11 protein-coding genes are annotated in these 12,388 nt (G+C 61.5%); 9 read left to right on the forward strand and 2 right to left on the reverse strand.

Annotated features, from left to right (window positions below):
* Positions 1–241: 241 nt before the first annotated feature.
* From MFF34_RS06480 to MFF34_RS06515, 8 genes are all read left to right on the forward strand, one after another.
* Positions 242–1,507 carry a cystathionine gamma-synthase family protein gene (locus MFF34_RS06480; protein ID WP_238211390.1) on the forward strand — a complete coding sequence of 422 codons (1,266 nt, stop codon included), beginning with the start codon at positions 242–244 and terminating at the stop codon, positions 1,505–1,507.
* Between the two features lie 124 nt (positions 1,508–1,631).
* Positions 1,632–3,071: an amino acid permease gene (locus MFF34_RS06485; protein ID WP_099454475.1), complete on the forward strand. Its 1,440-nt coding sequence runs from the start codon at positions 1,632–1,634 to the stop codon at positions 3,069–3,071.
* Between the two features lie 49 nt (positions 3,072–3,120).
* Positions 3,121–4,011, forward strand: a complete 891-nt coding sequence (locus MFF34_RS06490) for a LysR substrate-binding domain-containing protein (protein WP_027596347.1) — start codon at positions 3,121–3,123, stop codon at positions 4,009–4,011.
* A 15-nt stretch (positions 4,012–4,026) separates the two neighbouring features.
* Complete coding sequence (thrC, locus tag MFF34_RS06495) at positions 4,027–5,415, forward strand: threonine synthase (protein WP_238211392.1); 1,389 nt, start codon at positions 4,027–4,029, stop codon at positions 5,413–5,415.
* The gene (locus tag MFF34_RS06500; protein WP_027596349.1) at positions 5,412–5,849 is read left to right on the forward strand and encodes an Lrp/AsnC family transcriptional regulator; all 438 of its coding nucleotides are present in this window, start codon (positions 5,412–5,414) and stop codon (positions 5,847–5,849) included. Before thrC ends, MFF34_RS06500 begins: the two co-directional genes overlap by 4 nt.
* Positions 5,850–6,145: 296 nt before the next feature.
* Positions 6,146–7,186 (forward strand): homoserine dehydrogenase, encoded by a 1,041-nt coding sequence (locus MFF34_RS06505; RefSeq protein ID WP_238211395.1) that lies wholly within the window; start codon positions 6,146–6,148, stop codon positions 7,184–7,186.
* Between the two features lie 10 nt (positions 7,187–7,196).
* The gene (locus tag MFF34_RS06510) at positions 7,197–8,615 is read left to right on the forward strand and encodes an aldehyde dehydrogenase family protein (protein ID WP_238211397.1); all 1,419 of its coding nucleotides are present in this window, start codon (positions 7,197–7,199) and stop codon (positions 8,613–8,615) included.
* A 123-nt stretch (positions 8,616–8,738) separates the two neighbouring features.
* Positions 8,739–9,734, forward strand: a complete 996-nt coding sequence (locus MFF34_RS06515; RefSeq protein ID WP_238211412.1) for an Abi family protein — start codon at positions 8,739–8,741, stop codon at positions 9,732–9,734.
* A gap of 24 nt (positions 9,735–9,758) precedes the next feature.
* On the opposite strand, the gene MFF34_RS06520 is transcribed toward MFF34_RS06515, so the two are convergent.
* Both MFF34_RS06520 and MFF34_RS06525 read right to left on the reverse strand, forming a co-directional pair.
* Positions 9,759–10,166 (reverse strand): cytochrome c, encoded by a 408-nt coding sequence (locus MFF34_RS06520; protein WP_238211609.1) that lies wholly within the window; start codon positions 10,164–10,166, stop codon positions 9,759–9,761.
* A gap of 142 nt (positions 10,167–10,308) precedes the next feature.
* On the reverse strand, positions 10,309–10,557 hold the full coding sequence (locus MFF34_RS06525; RefSeq protein ID WP_027596354.1) for a CsbD family protein: 249 nt from the start codon (positions 10,555–10,557) through the stop codon (positions 10,309–10,311).
* A 393-nt stretch (positions 10,558–10,950) separates the two neighbouring features.
* Here MFF34_RS06525 and MFF34_RS06530 point away from each other — a divergent pair, with 393 nt between their 5' ends.
* Positions 10,951–12,342 carry an FAD-dependent oxidoreductase gene (locus MFF34_RS06530; RefSeq protein ID WP_308445336.1) on the forward strand — a complete coding sequence of 464 codons (1,392 nt, stop codon included), beginning with the start codon at positions 10,951–10,953 and terminating at the stop codon, positions 12,340–12,342.
* Positions 12,343–12,388: the final 46 nt, after the last annotated feature.

The raw sequence follows: 12,388 nt of genomic DNA on the forward strand, positions 1-12,388 counted from the left end.
GAAGAGGCCGGTGCAGGCACAATCAATCTTCGCTGCTATCACTGGCCTCTTCGCAGCACAAGGCTGCTCCGGGTAATGCGTAAAACCCGGATGGCTTGCCCGACGCAGGCGGCTTGGTAAGCCATTAAAATAAGCGCCCCTTAGGGCCCAATTGCATCGTTTTTCATGGGCGCAGGTGCGCTCTATAGTCCTCGCAGACCAGTCGAAACACCGCCGTGTTTCATCGATGCGAGACAATGACATGAATAACCAAGCAAAGGTCGCTAACGGCGTGCAGCCGGGTATCGGGACGCGGGTGGTATGGGAGGGGGAACAAGTCGAGCACCCCTTCAATGCCACCCAAACCCCGATCATCGCCAGTGCCGCCTATGGCTATCAGGATATCGACGCCTGGTACGACATCGCGCTGGGCAAGCAACCGGGCTTCATCTACAGCCGCATGAGCAACCCGACGGTTGCGGTCCTCGAGGACAAGCTCTGCGCACTGGAACACGCCGAGTCAGCCGTGGCCTTCAGCACCGGGATGGCGGCCATCAGCGGTGTGCTGCATACCTTCCTGTGCAATGGCAAACGCGTGGTCTCGACCCGCGACAGCTACGGCGGCACCAACAAGATTTTCGAAGAATTCCTGCCCCGTCAGGGCGTCGAGGTGACGCTGTGCGACACCCTCGACACCGACGCCATGGAGCGTGAAATCGCCCGGGGTTGCGATGTGGTCTACCTGGAGACCCCGAGCAACCCGACGCTGAAAATCCTCGACATCCGCCGCTTGGTGGCCGCAGCAAAGCGTGTGGGCGCCTTGGTCGTTGCCGACAACACTTTCGCCACGCCGCTGAACCAGAACCCGCTGCTGCTGGGTGTCGATGTGGTGGTGCACAGTGCGACCAAGTTCCTTTCCGGTCATGGCGATGTGCTGGGCGGGGTGGTCTGCGGCAGCGAAGCCTTGATGGCGCAGGTGCGTCACTACCGCGAAATCAACGGCGCTTCACTGGACCCGTTTTCCGCGTACCTGATCATCCGCGGCATCAAGACCCTGGCGCTGCGCCTGCGCCAGCAGCAGGCCAGCGCCCAGACCCTGGCTGAGTACCTGTGCAGCGAGCCGTTGGTCGAGTCGGTCAACTACCCCGGGTTGCCTGGGCACCCAGGCCACGCGATCGCCAGTGCGCAGATGCGCGGCTTTGGCGCCATCGTCAGTTTCGTGCTGGTGGGTGGGATGGGCACTGTCGTCAAGTTGCTGCCCAAGCTGCGCTACGCCCACCGCGCCGGCAACCTAGGTGCTGTGGAAACCATCTACGGGCCGGCACGGACAACCAGCCACGTGGAAAACACCCTGGAAGAGCGCCAGGCACTAGGCATCTCAGAAGGCCTGGTGCGGGTGTCGGTCGGCATCGAGGATACCGCCGACCTGCTGGAAGACCTGCGCCAGGCGTTCGCCGCTGTGCAGGTCGAACGCGCGCAGGGGCAGGGCAGCGACACCTGTGGCCGGCACGTCGAAGTGTCCACCTGAGGCGTCGGGCACGCCCTTCATGATTCATGAAAGCCATAACAATAACAGCCGCTGACACAGCGACGGTGGCGGCCTCAGGGTCGCCTGCCGGCTGCTGTGCCAGCCACTTCATGAGAACTCAACTATGTCCACCGAACACTCAAACGCGGCGTCGGGCCACCCGGCCGGGTACAAGAAAGAGATGCACACGCGCCATATCGTCATGCTGGCGCTGGGCGGCGTGATCGGCACTGGCCTGTTTCTGACGTCAGGCTACACGGTCAACCAGGCCGGGCCCTTGGGCGCGGTCATCGCCTATATCGTCGGCGCGGTCATGGTCTACCTGGTGATGGTCTGCCTGGGTGAACTGGCGGTGCAGATGCCCGAAACCGGCTCGTTCAGCAGTTATGCAACCCGCTATTTGGGGCCTGGCACCGGGTACACGGTGGCCTGGCTGTACTGGTTGACCTGGACGGTGGCGATCGGCTCGGAGTTCACCGCGGCGGGTATCCTGATGGTGCGCTGGTTCCCCGACACGCCGGTGTGGATCTGGAGCGCGTTGTTCGCGATCACGGTACTGGTCAGCAACGTGGTGTCGGTACGCCTGTTCGCCGAGACCGAATTCTGGCTGTCGCTGGTCAAGGTGCTGACGGTGATCGCCTTCATCGCCATCGGTGGGGCGGCGATTTTTGGCCTGTTCGATGTGCAGCACGTGCAGGGCATCGGGCTGTCCAACTTCACCCGTGAAGGCTTGTTCCCGACTGGCTTGCTGCCGATCGCGATGACGTTGCTGGCGGTGTCGTTCGCCTTCTCCGGCACCGAACTCATCGGCATTGCCGCCGGTGAGGCAAAAGACCCACAGGACAGCGTGCCCAAGGCGATACGTACTACGGTAGTACGGTTGGCGCTGTTCTTCGTCGGCACCATCATCGTCCTGGCCACTTTGCTGCCACGTGAACAGGCAGGCCTGGTCGAAAGCCCGTTCGTCATGGTCTTCGACCTGATCGGCATTCCGTACTCGGCAGACATCATGAACTTCGTGATCCTCACCGCGCTGCTGTCGGCCGCCAACTCCGGGTTGTACGCGGCCTCGCGGATGCTGTGGACGCTCAGTGATCAGGGCCATATGCCCAAGTGCTTCGCCCGCCTGTCGCCACGCGGCACGCCGGTCAACGCCATCATGCTGAGCATGGCCGGCGCCGCGGCGTCGTTGCTCAGCAGCGTGCTGGCGCCAGACACGGTGTACTTGGCGCTGGTGTCGATTTCCGGCCTGGCGGTGGTGGTGGTGTGGATGAGCATCGCCGCCAGCCAGATGGCCTTCCGCCGACACTATGTGGCCAATGGCGGCCGGGTCGAAGACCTGCACTTCAGGGTGCGCGGCTACCCGTGGGTGCCGCTGGGCGCGATTGCCTGCTGCGTGCTGGCGTGTGTCGGCATTGCCTTCGACCCGGAGCAGCGTGTTGCCCTGTATTTCGGCATTCCGTTCATTGCCTGGTGCTACTTCGTCTACTGGGTAACCCGCAACAAACGTGCACAGCGCCTGGCGGCTGCGGCATCGGCAGGCGCGGGTGTTGGCGCGACCTGAACAAACCGGTTCATGATGCACGGATTCAACTGTGAACGAGGTCGTGTCGATGAAGCAAAAATCCCTGCCGCCGCTCAACTGGCTGCGGTCGTTCGAAGTGTCGGCACGCGCCTTGAACTTTACCCACGCGGCGGAGGAACTGCACCTTACCCAAGGTGCGGTAAGCCAGCAGATTCGGCAACTCGAAAGCCACCTGGGCGTGGCCTTGTTCAAGCGCTTGCCCAGGGGCCTGGGCCTGACCGAAGAAGGGCAGTCATACCTGCCGGTGGTGCAGGATGCGATCAGCCGCCTGGCGGTGGGCACCAACGAGATTTTCGGCCAGCACAAGCGCGGCCCCGTGAAGGTGCGTGGCAGCCTGTCGTTTCTGCAGTACTGGCTTGCCCCGCGGCTGCCGGACTTCAGCCGCCAGCACCCGCACATCGATATCCGCTACATCAGCAACCTCTGGGTCAAGGCGCCCGATGGCGAGGACGACCTGGAAGTGCGCTGGGGCAATGGCGAATGGCCCGGCCTGCATGCCCAACGCTTGACCTGGGACGTGTTGGTGCCGGTGTGTTCGCCGGCACTGATGGCGCGCTCGGCCATTCGCGAACCACGCGACCTCAGGCACCATCCGCTGCTGCATGTGTTGGGCTATGAGGAGGGCTGGGGGTATTGGCTCAAGCGGGTGGGCGCGGACGATGTCGATTATTCGCGCGGGCTGCAGTTCGACACCTTGGTGTCCACCATCCGCATGGCCGAGCTGGGGCAGGGGGTGGCGCTGGCGCGGTCCTCGGTGGTCGAGGACCTGCTCAGGGACGGCCAGTTGGTCGCGCCGTTCAGCCAGCGCATCGAAGCGAGCGAGTCGTTTTACCTGGTACGCGAGCAGGGCCGCCCATTGCCGCCCGATGCCGCGTTGTTTTCTTCCTGGCTGGTGGCACACGCGCACCGGCCTTTGTAACCCTGTGGAGTTTTCATGCACTACGTAAGTACCCGCAACGGTGATGTACGGGCGGACTTCCGTGAGGTGGTGCTGTCGGGGCCTGCCGCTGATGGCGGGCTGTATGTGCCAGCACACTTGCCGGTGATCAGCCCGGAGGAGATCGCCAGTTGGTCATGGCTGCCGTTCGATGAGCTGGTCTGGCGGGTGATCGCGCCTTTTGTCGGCGATGCCATCGATGATCAAGCCTTGCGTGCGCTGCTCAGCGACAGCTACAAGGCCTTCAGCCATCGTGCCATCACGCCACTGCAGCAGATTGGCCATAACGAATGGATCCTGCAGCTGTTTCATGGCCCTACCCACACCTCGAAAGACTTTGCCGCACAGCTTCAGGCGCGGCTGGTCAGCCACTTTCTCGAGCGATCGGGCGAAGCGGCGCTGGTGGTCGGGGCCACCAATGGCGATACCGGTATTGCCGCCATCGAAGCCTTCGCCTCCAGGCCGAAGGTGCGCCTGGCGATTCTCTACCCCCGCAACGAGATCCCGCCAGACCGCCTGGCCGCCTTGCAGGCGGGTGACCCCGCCAGTGTTCAGCTGATACCCGTCGATGGCAGTTTCGATGACTGCCAGACCCTAGTGGCGCGGCTGTTCCGTGCCTGGCCCCTGGAAGGGTTGATACCGGTGTGTTTCAACTCCACCAACTGGGTCGGGGTACTTGCCCAGATCGTGTTCTACTTCCACGCGGCGCTGCAACTGGGGGGCGGCACCCGCCCGGTCGGGTTCAGTGTGCCCGCAGCGAGTTTCGCAGAGATCTACGCCGGCTTCATTGCGCAGAAAATGGGCCTGCCGATCAACCAGGTGATCGTGTCGACCAACAGCAACGATGCCCTCCACCGGTTTCTGCACCGCAATCGCTACGCGCCGCACGCCAGCCAGCGCACATTGTCGCCGGCCATGGACTTCTCGCTCTATTCGAACCTGGAGCGCTTCATCTGGGAGCTGTACGGGCGCAGTGGCAGCAGTGTCGCGTCGCTGATGGCGCAGTTCGAGGCTTGCGGTGAATTAAGCATCGGCAATGCGCAATGGCTTCAGGCGCGGGTGTTGTTCGACTCTTATGCGGTGGATGAGGCCGAGGTGCGCCGCGAAGTCATCAAGCTGCGCACGCAAGCCGCAGCGCTGGTCGACCCGCACACGGCTGTCGGTGCGCTGGCCGGCCGCATGCATCGACGCAGCCTGGGCGCACCGATGGTGACCCTGGGCCAGATCGCGCCGGCCAAGTCGGCTGCGCTGTTGGCGCAGTTGGGCGTGTGGGAGGGTGAGCGTGCACCGCAGCCCGTGGTGCAGGACGGGCCGCCAGCCCTGTGTAGAGGGGACCTTGATGGCTTGTGCAAGGCCCTGCTGGCAGCGCAGTCGAGGCCGGCATGAAACGCATCCTCGACCCGCTGGACGAGCGCATTCTCGCCGAATTGACTGCCAATGCGCGGATCGCCCATGCCGAACTCGGGGCCAAGGTGAACCTCTCGCGCAATGCGGTGCGCCAGCGTATCGAGCGGCTTGAGCGCGATGGCGCGATACAGGGCTACACCGTTCGGCTGGGGGATTCCCGCCGCCCTTCATCGTTGATTAGCGCGGCGATTTTCGTCTATCGCTACGACCGCATGCGCGGGGACGACGTGCTGGCCAAATTGCGCACCCTCCCTGAAGTGATCCAGTGCGAAGTGCTCAGCGGCGAGTTCGACCTGATGCTGAGGGTTGCTGCGGCGACCCCAGAACGGGTCCACGCCGTCTGGAAAGAAATCGCCGGCATGCCGGGTGTTGAAAACACCGTTACCTCGTTTGTGCTCTCCGCTGTCTTCTAACCCCCCATTCTCCCCTGCGCGTGCCCCTTTCTGTAGGAGTGGCCTTGTGTCGCGAAAGGGCTGCAGAGCAGCCCCCACAGTTCAGGCGGCGATGCTGAAACCTGGGGGTCGCTCTGCGACACTTTCGCGACACAAGGCCGCTGCTACAGGGAACGCGAGCTGCCTGTGGCATCCGTAAAGTGGCCATTTCGCGTGTGGGCAGAACGCCCAATAAATACGGCACTTTGGCCTATTCAACTGCCCGGAGCCGGCTCGTACGCTAGGCCCATCAAACAACAGCAAAAAGGAATGCCTTCGTGACTGAATACAACATTACCCTGGTCGGTTTTGGCGGTGTCAACAGAGGCCTGGCCCAGTTGATCGCAACGCATAATGACAGCTGGCAGGCCACCCTCGGCTTCAGCCTGAAGATCGTCGGCGTCACCGACCTGTTCCTCGGTTCGGTGGTCGACCGCAATGGCCTGGACGCTGCCACGCTGGCAGCCTTGCCCGCCGAAAAGGGCGCGCTCGCCCTGATTGCAGGGGGCACTGCCGAGGCGTTCAACGAGACCGTCATCAAGCAGTCCGGCGCCGATATCATCGCCGAGGCTACCTTCACCAACCCGGTCGATGGCGAGCCAGCGGCCACCTTCTGCCGCTGGGCGCTGGAGACCGGCATCCATGTGGTGACCACCAACAAGGGGCCGATTGCATTGCACGGTGCCGAGCTGAAAGCGCTGGCGCGCCGCCACAATGTCGCGTTCGAATACGAAGGCGCGGTCATGAGCGGCACCCCGGTGATCCGCCTGGCCAAGCAGGCCCTGGCAGGTTCGCAAATTCAAGGCTTCGAAGGCATTCTGAACGGCACCTCCAACTACGTGCTGACCCGCATGAAAGACGGCATGTCGTTCGCGGATGCGGTGGCCCAGGCGCAGCAACTGGGGTACGCAGAGGCCGACCCGACGGCGGACGTCGAAGGTTATGACGTGCGCCTGAAGGTGGTGATCCTGGCCAACGAGTTGCTGGATGCGCGCTTGAGCGTCAGCGACGTGATGTGCTCGGGCATCAGCGGCATCAGTGCGTCGGATATCGTCAAGGCGCAGGCCACGGGGCAGTGCTGGAAACTGATCGGCGCTGCCAGCAAGGGTGCTGACGGCACGGTGTCCGCGAGTGTCGAAGCGCGTCTGTTGCCGCTCGATCATCCGCTTGCCGGCATCAACGGCGCGGTCAATGCGGTGTCGTTCAATAGCGCGCTGCTGGGGGCGGTCACGGTGTCCGGGCCGGGCGCAGGGCGTATCGAAACCGCCTATGCCTTGCTCTCTGACATCATCGCCCTGCACACCACCCCGCGCCAGTAACGGAGCCTTTATGAGCGTATCTCGCATGGCCAGTGTTCACGCTGTAGCGCCGAGCCACATCGACGTATTCAGCCCCTTCGACGGCCGTCTGGTGGGGCGTGTGCCCAATCTGGACGCCACGGCCGTGCCCGCCTTGCTGGCACGCGCACGGGCGGGGTGCCTTGAAAGTGCAGCGATGCCACGGCACCGTCGCGCGCGCATTCTTGAAGAAGCTGCGCGGTTGGTCGAAGCCGATGCGGCTGCGTTCGCCAACTTGATCGTGGCCGAAGCCGGTAAAACCCTGCGTCAGGCCCAGAAGGAAGTGAAGCGCTGTGTGAACACGCTGAAGCTGTCCGCCGAAGAAGCCCGGCGCAATGCCGGGGAGGTGGTGCCGTTCGAAGCCTATGAAGGGTCCGAAGCCCGCCAAGGCTGGTTCAGCCGCGAACCGCTGGGCCTGATTGTCGCGATCACGCCCTACAACGACCCGCTGAACCTGGTGGCGCACAAGCTGGGCCCGGCGATTGCCGGGGGCAATGCGGTGATCCTAAAACCGTCCGAGCTGGCGCCGTTGTCGGCGTTGAAGCTGGTCGATTGCCTGGTGCAGGCCGGGCTTGGCGACAACGTGGTGACCACGGCAACCGGTGGTGTCGAACTGGGCAAGGCGCTGGTCGAGCTGCGTGAGGTGCGCATGATTTCGTTCACCGGCGGTTTTGCCACCGGCGAATCGATCGCCCGCAGCGCAGGGCTCAAAAAGCTCGCCATGGACCTGGGCGGCAATGCGCCTGTACTGGTGCTGGAGGACTGTGACCTGGGGCCGACCGTGGAGTCCTGTGTCTCTGGGGCCTTCTGGGCGGCGGGGCAGAACTGCATCGGCACGCAACGGATTCTGGTGCAGCGCGCGGTGTACGAAGCCTTCCGCGAGCAGTTCGTCGCGCAATCCAAGGCTTTGCAGCTGGGTGACCCCGCCAGCCCGGAGACGGATGTCGGCCCGATGGTTACCGAGCAGGCGGCCCGCCGTACCGAGCAACTGGTGGAAGAAGCGCTGGGGCAGGGGGCGACGCTGCTTTGCGGTCATCGCCGGCAAGGTGCTCTGTACGCACCTACGGTACTGGAAACGGTCAGCCACGACAGCCGTATTTGGCTGCAGGAAGTGTTCGCCCCCGTAGTAATCCTGGAGCCGTTCGACACCCTCGACCAGGCCGTTGCCCTGGCCAATGCCCCGGAATACAGCCTGCATGCAGGGGTATTCACCCGAGACCTGTCGACGGCGCTGAAGTTGGCGCGGCGGATCGAGGCCGGTGGCGTGATGATCAACGACTCCTCCGATTACCGCTTCGACGCCATGCCGTTTGGGGGCTTCAAGTACGGCAGCCTGGGCCGCGAAGGGGTGCGGTTTGCCTATGAGGACATGACCCAGCCCAAGGTGGTGTGCATCAACCACCTGGATTGATGGGCGGGTCTGCCTTGACAAAACAGGCGGTGTGGCCGAGTATTTGTAGCAATCGCGCCCAATCCTCTGGTGCTGGCAAGTCCGGCTCTATGGTTGGGCCTTCTCATTTCTGGGACATGGAAGTTGCGACAACTCGCTCCGCCCAAGCCATTTCAGTCCTACAGCAACCTGGCCAAGCTCTTGGTCAGCCGTGGGATGATAGTTGCGTGCCCCCTACGGGCTGAGCGCAAGCTTGCTCAAGTGGGGTACTACCGGCTGAGTGGGTTCTGGTTTCCTGCGCGAGAGTTTGTGCGGGACCAGCGCGGCCAAGTCACCCTCTGCAACATCACCCAAAAGCCGCTTCGCCAAGACACCTTCACGGCGGGCACGTGCTTCGATTCGGCATTCAGTCTGTATCTATTCGACAAAAAGCTTCGCCAGTTGATGCTTGATGCCATCGAGCGCATCGAAATTCATATGCGCTCGATAGTTGCTCATGAGGTTGGCTATCACGATCCGCTGGCTTATCTGGACCCTCGTTTCATCAACCCCAGGCAAACTGCCAACTGGCAGGATCGGCGTGGGAGACAGCGCAACACCTGGAACGAGTGGAAAACTCGGCAAACCGAGCAAATCAACCGCAGCCGCGAAGACTGCATCGAATGGCACAGGCAGAACCATAAAGCCATGCCCTTTTGGGTTGTCGTCGAAGCCTGGGACTTCGGGACGCTCTCCAAATACTTTGAGATCCTGAAGGGAAGCCATCAAAACCGCATTGCAGCTCGACTGGGTATCAGCAATGCCAAGGTCCTGAAGGACTGGCTGCAGGAGATCAACACGCTGCGCAACCGCAGCGCTCACCATACGCGCATTTGGAACCAGGTCGCATCCAACCCGTTACCTGTACTGCCTGCGGAGGCATACTTTAGAAACGTGGCGCTCGATCAGAACGCACTCAGCCGTCTCTACGGGCTGATCGCTGTAATCTGGTACCTGCTACGCAAGATCGGGCCAGGTTCACACTGGCTCCACCAAGTGGCGGACGTGATAGACACGAAGCCCGATTTGCCTGGCTGCCTCTTTGCATCGCTTGGCCTGCCATCCGAGAGTAGATTCCCACGACAGCTGTTCGGTTTCTAAGCCGCTGAGTTCGTCGTCTCGAGATCAACGTGCTCTTGAAATGATACCCGTCATGTATTGATTCAGATCGCGAAAATCCTGAACGCTCCAGGCGTGCGGCGGGATTTTCACACCGTTCTCCTGTAGCGTCTTTGGAATCAAGTTTCCATTTGGCCTAAGTATCACTGACGCCACAATAACGCCTGGATAATCGCTCAGGCGTTTCTTGAAGGCAGCCGTTGTAAGGTCAGGTGCGGGAGGGTTGCTTTTAGTGGCTAACGCCCCGGTTCCCTTGATATCTGCTCCGTGGCATACCGCACATCGTTGCACGTAGAGATTTTTGCCATTGGCGTTTTCTGCGAAGGCGTGGGGTATTTGCGTGAGCGAGAAAACCCCTAGTAAAACGAAGAGCAGTTGTTTTGATGCCAGCTGGTATTGTTGTTGAGCAAGCATCCCACAGTGGTCCGACATTCTTTCTTCCTTGGGTGTCAGTCAGTTAGGGCCTAGGGGGCCGCTGCGATGGGCTGCGCAGCGGCCCCAATTACCGGCAATAACGCCTAACTGACTGGCATTAAAGGCCCGTGAACTCTCATGCTCAACGCCGCAACAGGCGGCTCAGAACTAACGTGATGGCTGCACCAATGGCCAGCGCTGCGATGGGCTTCTCTTTCACAAAAGTAGAAACGTTATTCAATGCGTCACCGTAGCTTTTAGTGAGTTGGCCAGCGACCTGGCGCCCATCACCCTCAGCTTCCAGGGCGGGGTCGTCAATCAGCCGACCCACCGCGCTTTGTGCTTTACCGGTTACCTGCTCTGCAACACCTTCAATCTGTTCACGTTTCATAAATGATCGAACCTTTCTATTGAGTGGCAATGGTCTTGCTGCTCAGGCTTAGGGTGTAGGGTTAACCAATTAGTTCAAAGAAGGTGTGGCCAGCTAATTGCCAACGTGTGGGCAGCGCCACTTACGCAGTCGCCACGTCGCCATATCAACTATTTATGTCCTTTGTGTGAAAGTTACGAAATACATGAACTAAGTATTTGCCCCCAGCGATTCCTCCCGCAGTGCTGCATCACCAGAATAGCCGCCCTCAATTTGAACCGTCAGCCTCACACAATGGCCGCATAGTTGGCCAGGTGGGCTGTCGGCCTTGCATGCGCCCGTTGTTCGGGCTGATGTAACCGATACTGAATGCTAGGAAAGGAAAGTGTCATGGGAATGACCAGGCGTAAGTTTTTGATTGGCGGCGGCGTTGTGGCAGCTGCGGCAGGTGCGGGGATTCTTACCCCTATGCTGACGCGCGAGGGTCGGTTGATCCCCGGCAAACCGCGGTTCGGTTTTGTCGAAGGCACCGAGGGTGTGCTGCCCAAGCAAGCAGACGTGGTCGTCATCGGCGCGGGCATTCTCGGTCTTACCACCGCGATCAACCTGGTCGAGCGTGGCCTGTCGGTCGTCATCGTTGAAAAAGGCGACATTGCTGGCGAGCAGTCCTGCCGGTTCTATGGCCAGGTCATGACCTACAAGATGCCGGATGCGACCTTCCAGTTGCACCACCTTGCCAAGCAACGCTGGCGCGAAATGAATGCCAAGGTTGGTGCTGACACCAGCTACCGCACCCAAGGCCGTGTCGAAGTGCCTTTCGATGAAGAAGACCTGGAAGGCGTCAGAAAGTGGATCGACCTCAAAACCCGTGAGGTTGGCTCCGACATCCCCTTCAAGACCCGCATCATTCAAGGCACTGAACTTGAGCAGCGCCTGCGCGGTGCCTCGTCCAGCTGGAAGATCGCAGGCTTCGAGGAAGACTCGGGCAGCCTGGACGCCGAGCGTGCCTCGTACGTTATGGCCGAGTACGCCAAGAAAATGGGCGTGCGCATCTACACCCACTGCGCCGCGCGTGGACTGGAAACCCAAGCAGGTGCCATCTCCGACGTGGTGACCGAGAAGGGCGCCATCAAGACCTCTCGCGTCGTTGTGGCCGGCGGTGCCTGGTCCAGGCTGTTCATGCAGAACCTGGGGGTCGATGTACCGACCTTGCCTGCCTACCAGTCCCAGCAGATCATCAGCGCCGCACCTCGTGCACCGGGCGGTAACGTTGCGCTGCCAGGGAACATCTACTTCCGCGAGCAGGCTGACGGTACCTACGCCACCTCGCCGCGCGTCGTGGTTGCGCCGGTGGTCAAAGAGTCCTTCATGTATGGCTACAAGTACCTGCCACTGCTGGCCATCCCGGACTTCCCGGTTCACGTCTCGCTCAACAAGCAGTTGATCGACTCGTTCCTTCAGCCAACCAGCTGGAAGCTGGATGAAGTGTCGCCGTTCGAGAAAAACAGGCTGATGACGGCGGCCCCTGATCTTCCAGAGCTCAATGCCTCGCTGGCAAAACTGAAGGTGGAATTCCCAGCCTTCGCCGAGTCGAAACTGATCGATCAGTGGAGCGGCGCCATGGCGATCGCCCCGGACGAAAACCCGATCATCTCGACCGTCAAAGAGTACGCTGGCCTGGTCATCAACACCGCGACCGGTTGGGGCATGACAGAAAGCCCGGTGTCTTCCGAGTTGACGGCCGACCTGCTGCTGGGCAAAGCCCCAGTGCTGGACCCAACACCGTTTAGCCTGTATCGATTCTAAACCCCGCTACGACAATGGAATGACCGTGCATGCCTCGTCGAGGCGT

It is taken from the genome of Pseudomonas sp. PAGU 2196 (genome assembly GCF_022179005.1).
Lineage (GTDB): Bacteria > Pseudomonadota > Gammaproteobacteria > Pseudomonadales > Pseudomonadaceae > Aquipseudomonas > Aquipseudomonas kermanshahensis.